The sequence below is a fragment of the Variovorax sp. PDC80 genome (genome assembly GCF_900115375.1).
Lineage (GTDB): Bacteria > Pseudomonadota > Gammaproteobacteria > Burkholderiales > Burkholderiaceae_C > Variovorax.
The window spans coordinates 125523-142062 of sequence record NZ_FOWG01000002.1 but is presented as its reverse complement, the minus strand read 5'-3'; the positions used below and the strand labels follow the sequence as shown (position 1 = coordinate 142062).

Here is a 16540-nt window from a genome sequence, read left to right as displayed (position 1 = left end):
AGCAACGCTTGATTCATCCATGAGCATCGACCTCGCACGCATCAACACCGAACTCGGCCGCAACGCCGAAGGCCTGGTGGACTGGGCCATCGGCCTGGGCCAGAACGCGATCGTCACCACCAATTTCCGGCCCTTCGAGGCCGTGATCCTGCACATGGTGACGCGCGCCAAGCGTGACGTGCCGGTGATCTGGATGGACAACGGCTACAACACCGAGGCCACCTACCGCTTCGCCGACGAGGTGACCAAGCAGCTGGGCCTGGACCTGCACATCTACCTGCCGCGTCGCTCGCGCGCGCACCGCGAGGCGGTCGACGGCCCGACGCCGGCGCTCGACGATCCGCGCCACGCCGCCTTCACCGAGGAAGTGAAGCTCGAGCCCTTCGCGCGTGCCCTGCGCGAGACGGCGCCCAAGGTCTGGTTCACCGCGCTGCGCGCCACCGACACGGCCGTGCGCGCGCAGATGGAGCCGGTCAGCATCAACCCCGACGGCCTGATCAAGGTCGCGCCGCTCTTGCACTGGTCGTCCAAGGACCTCTACACCTACTGCGAGGCGCACGGCCTGCCGAACAACTTCGACTACGTGGACCCGACCAAGGGCGAGGACAACCGCGAATGCGGCCTGCACCTCTCGCATTGAACGCACGCTCCACCGACTCCGAATCTCCAGCGCCCCACCCGATGAACGCCCGTACCGAATCCGATCTGCTGCTGCCGCCGGCGCACCTGTCCAACACGCACCTCGATGCGCTGGAGGAAGAGACCATCTTCATCCTGCGCGAAGTGGCCGCGGCCTTCGAGCGCCCCGCGCTGCTGTTCTCGGGCGGCAAGGACTCGCTGGTGCTGCTGAAGTGCGCCGAGAAGGCCTTCGGCATCGGCCGCCTGCCCTATCCGCTGCTGATGATCGACACCGGCCACAACTTCCCCGAAGTGACCGACTACCGCGACCAGCGCGCCAAGGAACTCGGCGCCGAGCTGATCGTGCGCAGCGTCGAGGACTCGATGAAGCGCGGCACAGTGCGCCTGGCGCACCCAGGCGAATCGCGCAACGCGCACCAGTCGGTGACGCTGCTCGAGGCGATCGAGGAATTCCGTTTCGACGCGCTGATCGGCGGCGCCCGCCGCGACGAAGAGAAGGCGCGCGCCAAGGAGCGCATCTTCTCGCACCGCGACAGCTTCGGCCAATGGCAGCCCAAGGACCAGCGCCCCGAGCTCTGGACCCTGTTCAACACCCGCCTGGCACCAGGCGAGCACTTCCGCGTGTTCCCGATCTCGAACTGGACCGAACTCGACGTCTGGCAGTACATCGAGCGCGAGCACGTCGGCCTGCCCTCGATCTACTACACGCACAAGCGCGAGGTGGTCGAGCGCCGCGGCCTGCTGGTGCCGGTGACCGAACTGACCCCGCCGCGCGACGGCGAAACCGTGCAGGTGCGCGACGTGCGCTTCCGCACCGTGGGCGACATCACGACCACCTGCCCGGTCGAGAGCCTCGCGGCCGACGCGGGCGACGTGGTGCTCGAGACGCTGTCGGTCGACGTCAGCGAACGCGGCGCCACCCGGATGGACGACATGACCTCCGAAGCTTCGATGGAAAAACGCAAGAAAGACGGTTATTTCTGACCCACCCCCGTCCCTCGCTCACTTCGTGTAGCTCGACTCCCCCCTCAAGGGGGCGACACCAGCGGCCCGGCAAAGCCGGTTCCGCGGTGTCTCCCGAAAGAAACCCATGACCGCCACCACGCTTCAACCCGAAATCACAGCCGACACCGGCACCGCGCTGCGCTTCATCACCTGTGGCTCGGTCGACGACGGCAAGAGCACGCTGATCGGCCGCCTGCTGGTCGACAGCAAGACCGTGCTGCAGGACCAGCTGGCCGGCGTGCAGCGCGGCGGCGAGACCGACCTCGCGCTGCTGACCGACGGCCTGTCGGCCGAGCGCGAGCAAGGCATCACGATCGACGTGGCCTACCGCTACTTCTCGACCGCCAAGCGCAAGTTCATCATCGGCGACGCGCCGGGCCACGAGCAGTACACGCGCAACATGGTGACGGCCGCCTCGGCCGCCGACGCCGCCGTGGTGCTGGTCGATGCCACCAAGCTGGCCTGGGCCGCCGAGGTGGAGGACGGCACGGTCGTCAAGCGCGAGCTGCTGCCGCAGACGCGCCGCCACACGCTGCTGACGCACCTGCTGCGCGTGCAGTCGATCGTGTTCGCGGTCAACAAGCTCGATGCCATCGCCGATGCCGGCCTCGCCTTCGAACGCATCTCGGCCGCGCTCAACGCCTTCGCCGAAGCCGCAGGCGTGCAAGTGGCCGCGATCGTGCCGATCTCGGCGCTCAAGGGCTGGAACGTGGCCACGCGCCATGCCGACTGGGTCGGCTACGAGGGCCCGAGCCTGCTCGAGCTGCTCGAACAGCTGCCGGTGACGGCGCAGGACGAATCGGTGCCCTTCGCCTTCCCGGTGCAGTGGGTCGAGAAGTTCTCGTCCTCGGCCGATACCTCGCAGGGCCGCCGCGTGTTCTGGGGCCGCGTGGCCTCGGGCCATGTCGAACCGGGCCAGCGCGTGACCGTGCTGCCGAGCAACCAGACCGCCACCGTGGCCCAGGTGCTGAGCCACGCGCGCCAGCCCAAGACCGTGCATGCGGGCCACAGCGCCGGCATCGTGCTCGACCGCGAGGTCGACGTGTCGCGCGGCGACTGGCTGCTGGCACCCGAGGCCTTCGAGCCGGTGCGCGAGATCACCGCCACCGTGGCCTGGCTCGACGACGAGCCGCTGGTCGCGGGCCGCGTCTACTGGGCGCTGCAGGGGCATCGCTGGGTCAAGGCCAAGGTCGCGCGCATCGTCGACCGGGTCAACATCACGACGCTCGAATCCGAGCCCGCGACCCAGCTCGAGGCCAATGCCATCGGCGACGTGGTGCTCGCGCTGCAGCAGCCGCTGGCCGTGCTGCCGTTCACGCGCTCGCGCACGCTGGGCTCGCTGGTGCTGGTCGATACGGCCTCGCATCGCACCTCGGCGGCCGTGCTCGTGCAGCCGAGCGCCGCAAAGGCCTAAAATCAAGGGTTTTTCCCGACCACAGACCGCATACAACGCCAAATGACCCACGTCGTCTCCGAAGCCTGCATCCGTTGCAAATACACCGACTGCGTGGACGTTTGCCCCGTCGACTGCTTCCGCGAAGGTCCCAACATGCTGGTGATCGACCCGGACGAATGCATCGACTGCGCGGTCTGCATTCCCGAGTGCCCGGCCAACGCCATCTTCGCCGAGGAAGACCTGCCGGCCGACCAGATCGCCTTCATCAAGCTCAATGCCGAGCTGGCCCAGGCCGACGGCTGGAAGAGCATCACCAAGCGCAAGCCCGCCCTGCCCGACGCCGACGAGTGGAAGGACAAGACGGGCAAGATCTCGGAGCTGGTGCGCTGAGCCAGTCCCCCGCCCCCATCGAGACCGACGCCCTGATCATCGGCGCCGGCCCGGTGGGGCTGTTCCAGGCCTTCCAGCTCGGCCTGCTCGAGATCTCCTGCCACATCGTCGATGCACTGCCCGCCGCGGGCGGCCAGTGCGTGGCGCTGTACGGCCACAAGCCGATCTACGACATTCCCGGCACCCCGGTGACCAGCGGGCGCGATCTCGCGCAGTCGCTGCTGGCGCAGGTGGCGCCGTTCAAGCCGGCCTTCCATTTCGGCGAGCAGGTCGCTACGCTCGAGCGCCAGGCCGACCAGCGGCTGCTGCTGGGCACCTCGGCCGGCCGAAGCTTCCTCGCGAAGACGGTGTTCATCGCGGCCGGCGTCGGCGCCTTCGTGCCCAAGCGCATCGCGCTGGACGACATCGGCCGCTTCGAAGGCCGGTCGCTGTTCTATCACCCCGACTCGCTCGACCGCTTCGCGGGCCAGGCCGTGGTGGTCAATGGCGGCGACGACACGGCGCTCGAGACCGCGATCGCGCTGACCGCCATCGCCAGGCAGGTCACGCTGGTGCACCGGCGCGACGGCTTCCAGGCCGACGAGGCCACGGTGGCCGCGATGCGCGCGCTGGTGGCAGAAGGCAGGCTGGGCTTCCAGGTCGGCCAGCCCAGCGGCTTCGACGGCCAGACGCTGCGCATCGCCACGCCCGATGCCAGCACGGTCGAGCTGCCGCTCGATGCGCTGGTCGCCTGCCTGGGCATCTCGCCGCGCCTCGGGCCGATCGCCGACTGGGGCTTCGAGCTCGAGCGGAAGCAGGTGCCGGTCGACACCGAGAAATACCAGACGCGCGAAGCGGGCGTGTTCGCGGTCGGCGACATCAACACCTACCCGGGCAAGAAGAAGCTGATCGTCTGCGGCTTCCACGAGGCCACGCTGGCCGCCTGGGGCGCCGCCGCCCTGGTGTTCCCGGGCAAGGCGATCCCGCTGCAGTACACGACCACCAGCACCCGGCTGCACGAGCTGCTGGGCGTGGCCGGCGCCAAGGCCTGAGCCGCGTCAGCCCAGGGTGGGCAGCAGCGCGCGGTACTCGGCGATGAAGCCGCCGATGGCCCCCACGTAGCGCTCGATGTCGGCGTCGCCGAGCGGCAGCGACAGCACCACGAAGCCGCGCGGCGAGGTGTAGATGCCCGCGTTCAACAGGTGGAAGAACAGCAACTGGCGCAGCCGCCCATCGACCGCCGCGAGGTCGGCCACGCGCCGCACCTCGCCCTGCAAAAAATGCGCGTTCATCAGCGAGCCCACGCCCGTGAACTGCAGCGCCACGCCCTCCTTCGCGCCCAGCGCGTTGAGCCGCGCGCGCAGCGCCTCGCCACGCTCGGCCAGCGCGCCGGCCGCCTCGGGCGTGAACAGCTGCGTGAGGCCCGCCTGGCCGGCCGCCATGGTCATCACGTTGTTGTTGAAGGTGCCCGAGTGCGCGAGCGCGCCGGTGCGCGGGTCGAACTGCGCCATCACGTCGACGCGGCCGCCGAAGGCGCCGAAGGACATGCCGCCGCCGATGTACTTGCCCAGGGTCGTGAGGTCGGCGCGGATGCCCAGCTCGTTGGCCAGCCCGCGCGGGCCCAGCCGCGAGGTCATGACCTCGTCGAAGATCAGCAGCGCGCCGGCCGCCGTGGCCGCCTCGCGCAGCGCCCGCAGGAAATCGGCCTGCCCGGGAATGCAGCCGGCCGCGCCCTGCATCGGCTCGACCAGCACGGCCGCGATCTCCGAGGCCTGCTCGGCGATGCGGGCGCGCGCCATCTCGGCGTCGTTGTAGGGCAGCACGAGGAAGTCGAAGGGCACGGTGGTGGGCAAGGGCTGGTCGCCGAAGCCCAGCACGCCCCCGTGGTAGCCACCCGAGAACACCACGATGCGGTGCCGCCCCGTGAAGTGCAGCGCGGCCGTGAGCGCCATCAGGTTGGCCTCGGTGCCCGAGTTGGTGAAGCGCAGCTGCTCGACCTGCGGGAAGCGCTCGCGGATGGTCCGCGCCAGCCGGCCCTCGAGCAGGTTGTGGCCCGTGAGGTTGACGCCGCCCTGCATCGCCTCGATTACCGCCTCGCGGATCTCGGGCGCCGAGTGGCCGTAGACGCCGGCCGTGTACTCGGCGATGAAGTCGGCATAGCGGTGGCCGTCGGCGTCCCACAGCGTGGCCCCCTCGCCGCGCGCGATGGTCAGCGGGAACGGCGCGTAGAACAGCACCGAGCGCGTGTTGCCGCCGGGCATGGACTCGGCATTGGCCTCGAACTGGCGCCGGCTGGCGGGGTTGGCCTCGGTGAAACGGCGGTGCGCCTCGGCCAGGGCGTGGTCGATGGGGGCAAGGGTCATGGCGGCTCCTGGAAAGGGTTGGACGGCTGGAATTGGCGCTTGGCTTAGCGTTAATTATTCGATGCTCAATTTTTCGATGTTTATACAATCAATTCACCGACCGAACAATGGCACCCACCCGATGACCACCGCGCGCAAGAAAGCCGCTCCCCCGCCCCGCACCGCCGGCCGACCCGCGGGCGGCGCCGCGCTGACCAGGGGCCAGATCGCCGAGGTCGCGCTGGCGCTGATCGACGAAGCCGGCCTCGGCGCCTTCAGCCTGCGCGAGGTGGCGGCACGGCTCGGCGTCTACCCGGCCACGGTGCACTGGCACGTGAGCTCGCGCGAGGCGCTGCTGGCCGAGGTCGCGGCCACGGTCATGGCCGAGGTGGCGCCGCCCGCCGATGCCGCGCAGCCCGGCTGGCAGGCCTGGATCGCCGAGCTGTTCCGCCGCTGCCGCGCGGCCGTGCGGCGCCATCCCAACGTCGCGCAGCTGCTGGGCGCGCAGCTGGTGTCCAACGGCAGCCTGCCGACCGCGCTGGTCGAGGGCGTGCTCACGGCGCTGACCGAGGCCGGCTTCGAGGGCGAGCCGCTGCGCGAGGCCTACAACTGCACGATCGCGGCGATGCTGGGCTTCCTCACGATGGAGTTCTCGCCGCTGCCCTCGGACAACACGCAGACCTGGGCCGAGGAGCTGCGCGAACGCGTCCACACCATCCGCCCGCTCGACCACCCGGTGCTCTCGCGCAACCTGCCGCTCTTGGCCAACCGCGCCTTCATCGTGCGCTGGGACAACGGCAGCACGGTGCCGCTGGACAGCAGCTTCGAGCGCCACGTCCAGATGACCATCGACGGGCTCGAGGCCTTCGCGCGGCGCGTCAGGCCGACGTAGGCACGGGCATCGGCACCGCATCGGCCTCGCGCCCGATGCGCAGCAGCGCGTCCTTGAGCCACAACACGCCAGCGTCGGAATTCGAGCGCCGGTTCCAGCACACGACCGAACGGTAGCCCTGCAGCTCGAAGGGCAGCGGATGCACCGCGAGCAGCGCGTCGAAGCGCGCGGCCACGCGCAGCGGCATCACCGCCACGTGGTCGGTCTGCGCCAGCAGGTCGACGATCTGGCCGAAGCTGGTCATGGCCACGCTCATGCTGCGCTGACGGCCCTGGCGCGCGAGCACCTGGTCGATCAGGTCGTCGAGCGCCGAGCTGCCGTAGCCTAGGAACACGTGCGGCGCGGCGCAGAAGTCGTCGAGCGAGGCGGCCTCGCCCATCGTCGGATGGCCGCGGCGCACCGCGACCACGTAGCGGTCCTCGTAGAGCAGCGCCGATTCGCAGTCGCTCGGCGGCTGCAGCCGCGGCAGCACGGCGACGTCGAAATCGCCCTTGCGCAGCCGCTCGGTCAGCGTGAGGAAGGAACTGGTCTCCCAGTACAGCCGCACGCGCGAGCCGCAGGCCACGAGCTCGTTGGCCAGCCGCGGCAGCAGCAGGTGGCTCGCGTAGTCGCCGCCCGAGATGCGGAAGATGCGCTGCGAATGCTCGGGCTGGAAGCGGTCGTCGGGCTCGAGCATGGCCGACAGGTCGGCCAGCACGCGCTCGACCTGGCCCGCCAGCGCCGTGGCGCGCGCGGTGGGCTGCACGCCGTGCGCGGTGCGCGTGAACAGCGGGTCGTCGAAGGTCTCGCGCAGCCGGTTGAGCGAGGCGCTCACCGCGGGCTGGCTCAGGAACAGGCGCGTCGCCGCGCGCGACACGCTGCGCTCGCGCATCAGCGCATCGAAGGTCCGCAGCATGCCGACGTCCAGGCTGCGGATATCACGTCGGGCCATATCTCATATCCAAAGCTTCGAATTGCCCGGGGCACGGGCGGTACTTATCGTCGGGTCCACAAGTACAGCACGACCTGGAGACACGATGAATCCGTTGCGACCCCAGCCGACGCGCCGACGCGCGCTCGGCCTTCTCGGCGCCGTCATGGCCGGCGCCGCCGGCCCGGCCCTCGCGCAGGCCAGCCTGCCCCACTTTCCCACCCGCGTGGTGCGCATCATCCCCTTCGGCTCGGGCGGCGGGCCGATGGACTCGATCGCGCGCATCTACGCCGAGAAGCTCAAGGCGCGCTGGAACCAGCCGGTGATCGTCGAGCCCCGGCCCGGTGCCAGCGGCACCATCGCGGCCGACGCGGTCGCCAAGGCGGCGCCCGACGGCTACACGGTGCTGCTGACGCTGCCGCTCACGCACATCAACAACGTGGTGCTGCAGCCGCGCCTGCCCTACGACCCGGTGAAGGACTTCGAGCCGCTGTCGCAGCTCGCGACCGGCGGGCCGATGCTGATCGCGCGCGCCTCGGCGCCGTTCTCCAACGTGCGCGAGTTCGTCGCCTACGCCAAGGCGCACCGCGGCATCAGCTACGGCACCTGGGGCAACGGCTCGAACGCCCACCTGTTCGGCGAGCTGCTCGCGCGCCAGGCCGGCATCGACCTGATCCACGTGCCCTACAAGGCCGAGGCGGCCGCGCACAACGACCTGTTCGGCGAGGCGCTGGGCGTGGCCTGGGCCAACCCGGCCACCGCGCGCGGGCTGGCGCAGGCCGGCCGCATCAAGGTGCTGGGCATCACGGGCCGGCGCCGCGTGCGCTCGATGCCCGAGGTGCCGACCTTCGCCGAGCAGGGCTTCGCGGGCTTCGACCTCGACAGCTGGATCGGCGTCTACGCGCCCGCGAAGACGCCACAGCCGGTGCTCGACGAATGGGTCGCCGCGCTGCAGGCGGTCACGCGCCAGCCCGACGTGCAGGAGCGGCTGGCCGGCTACGGCTTCGAGCCGCTGGGCAGCACGCCGGCCGAGTTCCGCGCCGGTCAGAAAGCCGATTTCCCCCGTGTCGCGGACCTGATCAAGGCCGCAGGAGTCACCCCCGAATGAGCACCGTCCTTCCCCCCTCCTCTTCCTCTTCCGCGTCCGGATGGCAGCCGGTCGCGTTCGACACCGGCACCGCCTACGGCCGCAAGCCGCCGAGCCACAAGGCCGAGCTGACCGAGGTCGGCGCCGGCACGCCGATGGGCGAGCTGCTGCGGCGCTACTGGCATCCGATCGGACTGGCCGCCGATGCCACCGACACGCCGCGCCAGGTGCGCGTGCTCGGCGAGGACCTGATCCTGTTCCGCGACAAGGGCGGCCGGCCCGGCCTGGTGCACTGGCGCTGCGCCCACCGCGGCGCCTCGCTCTACTACGGCCGCGTGGAGGAAGGCGGCATCCGCTGCTGCTACCACGGCTGGATGTTCGACGTGCAGGGCCACTGCGTCGACCAGCCCTGCGAGCCCGAGAACGGAGCGCGCACCCGTGGCCGCGTGCGCCAGCCCTGGTACCCGGTCGAGGAGCGCTACGGCCTGGTCTGGGCCTACCTCGGCCCGGCCGAGAAGAAGCCGGTGCTGCCGCGCTACGACTGCCTGGAGGTGCTCGACGAGGGCGAGACGCTCGAGGCCGACGACAACAGCATCGGCGGCGGCGGGCCGCGGATCATTCCCTGCAACTGGCTGCAGCATTACGAGAACGTGGCCGACCCCTTCCACGTGCCGGTGCTGCACGGCAGCTTCAGCGGCACCCAGTTCGTGGCGCTGATGGGCCAGATGCCCGAGGTGAACTTCGAGAGCACCGAGACCGGCGTGATGATCACCTCGATCCGCCGGCTCGAGGACGGCCGCGTGTTCCGCCGCGTGGCCGGGCCGGTGCTGCCGACCCTGCGCGTGGTGCCGAACCCGCGCGTGGCGGCCTATGGCCGGGTCGAGTCGATCGGCTGGGTGCTGCCGATCGACGACCACAGCTTCCGCATCTACACCGTGGGCCGGGTGAAGCAGCCCGGCGATCTCGCGCGGGTGCGCTCGCGCCTCAACGGCAAGCTGTGGGAGGAACTCAGCGAGGAGGAGCACCGCCGCTTTCCCGGCGACTACGAGGCCCAGGTGAGCCAGGGCGCGATCACCGCGCATTCGGAGGAGCACCTGGCGAGCTCCGACCGCGGCATCGTGATGCTGCGCCGGCTGCTGCAGCGCCAGCTCGACGCGCTGCGCGAAGGCCGCGATCCGGCCGGCGTGAGCTTCGACGCCGATGCGCCGCCGGTGCGCTTCGAGGCCGGCAACTTCCTGCAGGGCGAATGAACGCGGCCGTCGAACGCATCGCGGTGCGCGTCGCGCGCAAGACGATCGAGGCCGAGGGCATCGCGGGCTTCCGGCTCGAGGCGGCCGACGGCAGCGCGCTGCCGCCCTTCGAGGCCGGCGCGCACATCGAGGTGCTGCTGCCCGGCGGCCTGGTGCGGCCCTACTCGCTGTGCAACCCGCCCGCGCAAGCGCCCGGCCACTACGAGATCGGCGTGCTGCGCGAGGCGGCATCGCGCGGCGGCTCGCGCGCGCTGCACGAGGCGGTGGCCGAGGGCACGCTGCTGCAGGTGGGTACGCCGCGCAACCTCTTCGCGCTCGACGAAGCGGCGAGCCACAGCCTGCTGCTGGCCGGCGGCATCGGCATCACGCCGCTGCTCGCGATGGCGCACCGGCTCGCCGCGCTGGACCGCGACTTCACGCTGCACTGCTGCAACCGCAGCGCGGCGCGCGCGGCCTATCGCGCGCGGCTGCGGGCGGCGGCCTTCGCCGACCGGGTGTTCTTTCACGACGACGACGGCCCGCCCGCGCAGCGCATCGACCTGGCCGCCACCATCGGCGACCCGGCATCAGGGCGCCATCTCTACGTCTGCGGGCCGAACGGATTCATCGAAGCGATGCGCGCCACCGCCCGCGCGCTCGGCTGGCCCGAGGAGCGCGTTCATTTCGAATGCTTCACGGGCGCGCCGCTGCCCGTCGAGGAGGCGGGCAGCTTCGAGGTGCAACTGCGCAGCAGCGGCCGCGTGGTGCGCGTGCCGGCCGCGCTCAGCGTGGTGGACGCGCTCGCGGCCGAGGGCATCGAGATTCCGGTGTCCTGCGCCCAGGGCGTCTGCGGCACCTGCCTCACGCGCGTGCTCGAGGGCGAGGTCGCGCACCACGACCTCTTTCTCACGCCCGCCGAGCAGGCCGCGAACGACCAGTTCCTGCCCTGCTGCTCGCGCGCGCGTTCGCCGCGGCTGGTGCTCGATCTCTAGGGCGCCTCGTTCTCCTCGAGCAGTTCGTAGAGCACCATGCGCGTCTGCCGGCCGCGCAGCGCCACCTGCTCCTCGATGCGCCGCGTGGGCAGCCGCCCGTTCAGGCCCGCGTGGGTAGCTTCGGACATCAGCGTGCGCGTGCCCAGTTCCTTGTTGCTGCCCTCGATGCGGCTCGCGGCGTTGATCACATCGCCGAGCGCGGTGTAGGAGAGCCGGTCGCTGGACCCGAGCACGCCGGCGATCACCACGCCGGTGTGCATGCCGATGCGCGTGTGGAAGGGCTGCAGCCCCTCGGCCTGCCAGCGGCGGTTGAGCTCGGCCATCTCGGCATGCAGCTCGCGTGCCGCCAGGCAGGCGCGGTACTCGGCATCGGGCAGGTCGAGCGGCGCGCCCCACAGCACCATGATGCCGTCGCCCATGTACTTGTCGACCACGCCGCCATGGCGCGCGAACACGCGCTGCGCGAGGTTGAAGTACTCGGTGAGCTGACGCACCAGCACGCCGGCTTCCAGCGATTCCGCGATGCTGGTGAAGCCCTCCACGTCGGTGAACATCGCCGTGATGCGGCGCGGCGAGCCGCCGGGTGCCAGCGCATGGCCCTCGGCCACGAGCTGGCGGATCAGGTGCACCGGCACGAACTTGCTGAAGGCCCGCAGGCTGCGCGCGGAGTCGTCGAGCGCCTGGTTCAGGTGCTGGATCTCGAGCACGCGGCTGGGCTGCTGCGGCAGGTCGTCGAGCTCGAGCCGGCCGATGCGGCGCGCGGTCTGCGACAGCTTCTCGATCGGCGCGGTCACCAGCTTCGACAGCCGCAGCGAGATGAAGAGCGCGAACGCCAGGAAGGCCAGGGTCAGCAGCAGGCCCCAGCGCACCAGGCGCTCCACGCCGGCGAGCAGCGCGGCCTCGGGCTCCCAGCTGATCAGCTCCCAGCCCGTGGGGCCGATGCGCGAGGACTCGACCCGGTAGCGCTCGCCCGCGTGGGTGACGACGAAGCTCTCGTCCTCCACGTTCTCCGAGATGCCGTGGGCCAGCATGTAGGCATGCACCGCGCCGAGCACGCCGCCCTCGGGCCATTGCAGCGCGCGCACCGGATCGGGATGGTCGCTGCGCGCGAGCACGTGGTGGTCGTCGCTCAGCAGCACGCTCTCGCCGGGACCGCGGCTGCCGAACTGGCGCACCAGCGTCGACAGGTGGCCCAGCGACAGGTGGCCGACCACCACCAGCGACTGCAGGTGCCGCCCTTCGTCGTCGAGCCGCTCGGCCGGCTGGGCGTAGCTCACGCCGAGCTCCTCGCCGTCGGCCAGGTGGAACGGTGGCGTCCACACCGGCGCCTTCCGCGCCAGCGCCTCGCGGTACCAGTCGCGTTCGGTGGCGTCGTGGTCGCTGCGGAAGGACTCGATGCGCGTGGTCGCGAAGCGCTGGCGCGGATCGCCGCCCTCGATGTCGACCGAGCGCTTGTATTCCCAGGTCTCGGTGCTGAAGGCCGGATCGCGCACCACCTGACGGATCGCCGACACCGGGTAGCGCTCGGCCATCAGCAGATGGCCGTCGTCGCTGGCCACGCCGAGGCTGTCGAGCTCGGTGGCTTCCTCGAGCAGGGTCCACAGCATCTCGGCGCTGCGCTCGCCGTCCTCGCCCAGCGGATGCAGGCTCGGCGAATCGCCGACGGCGTGCACCACCGCCTGGGTCTTGGCGAGGAAGGCCAGCACGTTGTCCTCGATGCGGTCGTGGCTCACCTTGTGCGCCGACTCGCCGACGCGCGACACCAGCCGCTGCGCGCCCCAGTAGCCCAGCGCCACCAGCAGCAGCGACTGGACCAGCGCGACGGCGCAGATGATGGTGCCGACATCGACCCGGAAGCGGCGCAGGCGGGTCGCGGCCGCGGACGGCCGGGTGGCATCCGTGGAGTCCGGCGGTATCGCAGCTTCTGCCATGTCATTCCCTTTCGGCGCGCTCGTGCGCGCCTCGTTCGTCGTGGCGCGGATTGTCCCGGACTTCGAGGAATGCCCCCGGTACGCCGCGACGGGCCTAAAATGGCGGTTCGCTAGGGGTGTTGGGTCGGCTTGCCGTCCCGGCTGAGAAAGTCCCTTTGAACCTGATTGAGGTAATCCTCGCGCAGGGAAGCTGGTCCGGCGGCCTGTCACGTTCTCTCGCGTGCCAGCCGTGCCGCTGGAGCCTCGCCCACCTGCCAAACCTTTTGCCCGGAGCAAAACGGATGGCACACGACGACACATCGAACCCTCTCGCCAACGAGGCGCTGACACCGCTGCCGGCGTCGCAGCGCGTCTTCGGCTGGCACGACCATGCCTCGCTCTGGTTCAGCCTGGGCGTGGGCCTGCTGGTGATGCAGATCGGCGCCTACCTGGTGCCGGCCGTGGGCACGCGCGACGCGGCGATCGCGATCGCGCTGGGGTCGTGCCTCGGCGCCGCGCTGCTGGCCTGGACCGCGCGCCTGGGCTGCGAGAGCGGCCTGGCCAGCGCGGGCCTGATGCATGCCACCTACGGCAGCGCCTTCGCGCGGCTGCCGGTGCTGCTCAACATCGTGCAGCTGGTGGGCTGGACCACCTTCGAGCTGGTGATCATGCGCGAGGGCACGCAGGCCATCGGCCAGTCGGTGGCCGGGCCATGGCTGGGCAGCGCCTGGGGCGGCGTGGCGACCACGCTGCTGTGGGGCGCGGTGCTGCTGGCGTTGCTCGCGGGCTCGATGGTGAAACTGGTGCGGCGCTTCGTGAGCCGCTTCGGGCTCCCGCTGGTGGTGCTGTCGCTGCTGTGGCTCAGCTGGCAGTTCGCAACCCAGTTGCATGCCAAGGGCTTCGATGCCTTCTGGTCGCGCCCGGGTGACGGCAGCATGGGCATGTTCGGCGCCCTCGACCTCGTGATCGCGATGCCGGTGTCGTGGCTGCCGCTGGTGGCCGACTATGCGCGCCACGGCAAGCGCAGCGCGGGCGGACTGGGCAGCGCCTTCAGCGGCACCTGGATCGGCTATGCGCTGGCCAACATCTGGTGCTATGCGCTGGGCGTGATGGTGGTCAGCGTGGCCGAGCCCGGCACCAGCCTGGTCACGGCGCTGCTGCTGGCGCAGGGCGGGCTGGTGGCGCTGGGCCTGATCCTGATCGACGAGCTCGACAACGCCTATGGCGACGTCTACTCGGGCTCGGTCTCCACCCACAGCCTGCTGCCGCGCTGGAGCGTGAAGCGCTGGGGCCTGCTGCTGGCCGTGCTGTGCATCGCGCTCGCGCTGGTGCTGCCGATGCACACGCTCGAGCCCTTCCTGCTGTTGCTGAGCTCGGTGTTCGTGCCGCTCTATGGCGTGATCCTCGGGCGGCTGGGCGGCGGCCGCGCGGTGGCGCCGGCCGGCGCGCGCCCCAAGGTCGACCTGGCGGCGGCGCTGATCTGGATCGCGGGCATCGCGGCCTACCACGCGCTCGCGAAGTGGGCGCCGCAGTTCGGCTCGGCGCTGCCGACGCTGGCGCTGACCTTCGTGCTGGCCTGGCTCAGCCGGCCGAAGATCGCAGCGGCAGGCGCTGCGTCGGCACTGGCGCAAAGCCGTGGTTGAGCGGGCCATGACCGGCACCGACCTGCACGTCGACAGCGGCCGCCATCGCGCCGAGGATGTAGGCGCGCGCGCGCTCCACCGCCTCGGGCAGCGCAGCGCCCAGTGCCAGGTGCGCGGCGATGGCCGACGACAGCGTGCAGCCGGTGCCGTGCAGGTTGCGGCTCTCGATGCGGCGCGAGGCCAGGCGCGTGCGCTCGCCACTGGATTGCAACAGCACGTCGACCACCTCGCTGCCCGGCAGGTGGCCGCCCTTGAGCAGCACGGCGCGCGCGCCGAGCGCCAGCAGTTCGTCGGCCGCGCCGTCGAGCGCGCCGATGCCGTCGATCGCATGGCCGATCAGCAGGGCCGCCTCGTCGAGGTTGGGCGTGATCACCGCGGCGCGCGGGAACAGTTCGCGCACCAGCACCTGCACCGTCTCGGCCGCGATCAGGCGGTCGCCGCTGGTGGCCACCATCACGGGGTCGAGCACCACGTTCGGCAGTCGGTAGTGGTCGATGGCCCAGGCCACGACCTCGACCACCTCGGGCGCATGCAGCATGCCGAGCTTGACCGCGTCGACGCCGATGTCCTCGACCACGGCCTGGATCTGTGCCTTGAGGAAGGCCGGCGGCACGCCGTGGATGCCCGTGACTCCGAGCGTGTTCTGCGCGGTGAGCGCCGTGATGGCCGTCATGCCGTAGCAGCCGAGGGCCGCGAAGGTCTTGAGATCGGCCTGGATGCCGGCACCGCCGCCGCTGTCGGAGCCGGCGATCGAGAGCACGCGCGCATAGCGCTGGGTGGGTCCTTGGGTCATGCCGAAAATTATCGACGCGATTCGAAGGCGCAAGGAGCATGGCGATGAAGCTGCCCTTCCGATCGGTGGCGATCCTCGGCGCGGGCCTCATGGGCCGGCTGATGGCCGTGACGCTCGCGCGGGCCGGCTGCCGCGTCGACCTCCACGAGGCCGGCAGTGCCGAGGCCGAAGGCGCGGCCGCGCGCGTGGCCGCGGCCATGCTCGCGCCGCTGGCCGAGTCGGCGGTGGCGCCGGTACCGCTGGTGCGCATGGGCCACCACGCGCTGTCGCGCTGGCCCGAGCTGCTCGCACCGCTGGCGCGGCCGGTGTTCTTCCAGCGCGAAGGCACGCTGGTGCTGTGGCACCGGCAGGATGCGAACGAGGCCGCGCGGCTCGCGCGCGTGCTGGCCCACACCGGCACGCAGGTGCCCGAGTTGGCGCCGATGCGCACGCTCGATGGCGCGGGCATCGAGGCGCTCGAGCCTTCGCTGGGCCGGCGCTTCACCAGCGGCCTGTTCCTGCCCGGCGAAGGCCAGCTCGACAACCGCGCGCTGCTGGCCGCGCTGCTCGCGACCTTGCAGGCCGACGACAAGGTCACGCTGCACTGGCAGTCGCCGCGCGCGCCCGAGGACTTCGCGCCCGGCGCGCCAGGCCAGCCCGACTGGCTGATCGACTGCCGCGGCCTCGGTGCCCGGCCGCAGTGGAACGCGCTGCGCGGCGTGCGCGGCGAGGTGATCCGCGTGCATGCGCCCGACGTGACGCTGGCGCGACCCACGCGGCTCGTGCATCCGCGCTATCCGCTCTACATCGCGCCCAAGCCCGAGGGCCTGTTCGTGATCGGCGCGACCGAGATCGAGTCGGACGACATGTCGCCCGCGAGCGTGCGCTCCACGCTCGAACTGCTGAGTGCCGCGTACGCAGTGCACAGCGGCTTCGCCGAGGCGCGCATCGTCGAGATCGCGACGCAGTGCCGCCCCACCCTGCCCGACAACCTGCCCGCGCTGCGCCAGCCGCGGCCGCGCGTGCTGCAGATCAACGGCCTGTACCGCCACGGTTTCATGATCGCGCCCGCGCTGCTCGATGCCGCGATGGAGTGGCTCGCGCAGGGCCGCTCGCCGCTGGCGCAAGGCTTCGGCCTGGAGACCCCATGACGACGATGAACATCCTGATCAACGACAAGCCCTTCGCGCTGCCCGAGCACGCCACGCTGACCGACGCACTCGCCGCGCTGAATGCCACGCCGCCCTTCGCGGTGGCCGTGAACCGCGAGTTCGTGCCGCGCTCGGCCTATGCCGCGCGCGCGCTGCAGCCCGACGACCGCGTCGAAGTGATCCGCCCCGTGACGGGCGGCTGA

Annotated in this window: 16 protein-coding genes and 1 riboswitch; of the genes, 12 read left to right on the top strand and 4 right to left on the bottom strand. The window is 71.1% G+C overall.

What is annotated here, in order from left to right:
• Positions 1-19: 19 nt before the first annotated feature.
• From BM109_RS06250 to BM109_RS06230, 5 genes are all read left to right on the top strand, one after another.
• Positions 20-640, top strand: a complete 621-nt coding sequence (locus tag BM109_RS06250) for a phosphoadenosine phosphosulfate reductase domain-containing protein (RefSeq protein ID WP_093341456.1) — start codon at positions 20-22, stop codon at positions 638-640.
• Between the two features lie 41 nt (positions 641-681).
• On the top strand, positions 682-1623 hold the full coding sequence (gene cysD / locus BM109_RS06245) for a sulfate adenylyltransferase subunit CysD (RefSeq protein ID WP_093341455.1): 942 nt from the start codon (positions 682-684) through the stop codon (positions 1621-1623).
• 106 nt (positions 1624-1729) lie between these two features.
• Positions 1730-3058 carry a sulfate adenylyltransferase subunit 1 gene (locus tag BM109_RS06240; protein ID WP_093341453.1) on the top strand — a complete coding sequence of 443 codons (1329 nt, stop codon included), beginning with the start codon at positions 1730-1732 and terminating at the stop codon, positions 3056-3058.
• Positions 3059-3100: 42 nt separating this feature from the next.
• Complete coding sequence (gene fdxA, locus BM109_RS06235) at positions 3101-3430, top strand: ferredoxin FdxA (protein WP_057596674.1); 330 nt, start codon at positions 3101-3103, stop codon at positions 3428-3430.
• Positions 3388-4461 (top strand): NAD(P)/FAD-dependent oxidoreductase, encoded by a 1074-nt coding sequence (locus BM109_RS06230; protein ID WP_093341452.1) that lies wholly within the window; start codon positions 3388-3390, stop codon positions 4459-4461. The genes fdxA and BM109_RS06230 overlap by 43 nt, the downstream gene beginning before the upstream one ends.
• A gap of 6 nt (positions 4462-4467) precedes the next feature.
• On the opposite strand, the gene BM109_RS06225 is transcribed toward BM109_RS06230, so the two are convergent.
• Positions 4468-5772 carry an aspartate aminotransferase family protein gene (locus BM109_RS06225; protein WP_093341451.1) on the bottom strand — a complete coding sequence of 435 codons (1305 nt, stop codon included), beginning with the start codon at positions 5770-5772 and terminating at the stop codon, positions 4468-4470.
• Positions 5773-5893: 121 nt separating this feature from the next.
• Here BM109_RS06225 and BM109_RS06220 point away from each other — a divergent pair, with 121 nt between their 5' ends.
• Positions 5894-6643 carry a TetR/AcrR family transcriptional regulator gene (locus tag BM109_RS06220; protein ID WP_093341450.1) on the top strand — a complete coding sequence of 250 codons (750 nt, stop codon included), beginning with the start codon at positions 5894-5896 and terminating at the stop codon, positions 6641-6643.
• Here BM109_RS06220 and BM109_RS06215 read toward each other — a convergent pair.
• The gene (locus tag BM109_RS06215; RefSeq protein ID WP_057596670.1) at positions 6630-7574 is read right to left on the bottom strand and encodes a LysR family transcriptional regulator; all 945 of its coding nucleotides are present in this window, start codon (positions 7572-7574) and stop codon (positions 6630-6632) included. The two genes, BM109_RS06220 and BM109_RS06215, sit on opposite strands and share 14 nt — an antisense overlap.
• 85 nt (positions 7575-7659) lie before the next feature.
• Between BM109_RS06215 and BM109_RS06210 the strand changes: the two genes are divergently transcribed.
• Genes BM109_RS06210 through BM109_RS06200 form a run of 3 tightly spaced genes read left to right on the top strand, consistent with a single transcriptional unit; the run spans position 7660 to position 10861 of the window.
• Positions 7660-8661: a Bug family tripartite tricarboxylate transporter substrate binding protein gene (locus BM109_RS06210; protein ID WP_177239266.1), complete on the top strand. Its 1002-nt coding sequence runs from the start codon at positions 7660-7662 to the stop codon at positions 8659-8661.
• Positions 8658-9890 carry an aromatic ring-hydroxylating dioxygenase subunit alpha gene (locus BM109_RS06205; RefSeq protein ID WP_093341449.1) on the top strand — a complete coding sequence of 411 codons (1233 nt, stop codon included), beginning with the start codon at positions 8658-8660 and terminating at the stop codon, positions 9888-9890. Before BM109_RS06210 ends, BM109_RS06205 begins: the two co-directional genes overlap by 4 nt.
• Positions 9887-10861, top strand: coding sequence for a PDR/VanB family oxidoreductase (locus tag BM109_RS06200; RefSeq protein WP_093341448.1), 975 nt, complete (start codon positions 9887-9889; stop codon positions 10859-10861). Before BM109_RS06205 ends, BM109_RS06200 begins: the two co-directional genes overlap by 4 nt.
• Here the strand turns inward: BM109_RS06200 and BM109_RS06195 are convergent.
• Positions 10858-12792 carry an adenylate/guanylate cyclase domain-containing protein gene (locus BM109_RS06195; protein ID WP_093341447.1) on the bottom strand — a complete coding sequence of 645 codons (1935 nt, stop codon included), beginning with the start codon at positions 12790-12792 and terminating at the stop codon, positions 10858-10860. The two genes, BM109_RS06200 and BM109_RS06195, sit on opposite strands and share 4 nt — an antisense overlap.
• A gap of 102 nt (positions 12793-12894) precedes the next feature.
• A riboswitch (TPP riboswitch) is annotated at positions 12895-12997 on the top strand.
• Positions 12998-13073: 76 nt separating this feature from the next.
• On the opposite strand from BM109_RS06195, the gene BM109_RS06190 reads away from it, so the two are divergent.
• A complete protein-coding gene (locus tag BM109_RS06190) occupies positions 13074-14414 on the top strand; it encodes a purine-cytosine permease family protein (protein WP_093341445.1) in 1341 nt (446 codons plus the stop codon).
• On the opposite strand, the gene thiD is transcribed toward BM109_RS06190, so the two are convergent.
• Positions 14353-15207 (bottom strand): bifunctional hydroxymethylpyrimidine kinase/phosphomethylpyrimidine kinase, encoded by an 855-nt coding sequence (gene thiD, locus BM109_RS06185; protein WP_093341444.1) that lies wholly within the window; start codon positions 15205-15207, stop codon positions 14353-14355. The two genes, BM109_RS06190 and thiD, sit on opposite strands and share 62 nt — an antisense overlap.
• 44 nt (positions 15208-15251) lie before the next feature.
• Between thiD and BM109_RS06180 the strand changes: the two genes are divergently transcribed.
• Positions 15252-16337 (top strand): FAD-dependent oxidoreductase, encoded by a 1086-nt coding sequence (locus BM109_RS06180; RefSeq protein ID WP_093342406.1) that lies wholly within the window; start codon positions 15252-15254, stop codon positions 16335-16337.
• A 5-nt stretch (positions 16338-16342) separates the two neighbouring features.
• Positions 16343-16540, top strand: a complete 198-nt coding sequence (gene thiS, locus BM109_RS06175) for a sulfur carrier protein ThiS (RefSeq protein ID WP_093342404.1) — start codon at positions 16343-16345, stop codon at positions 16538-16540.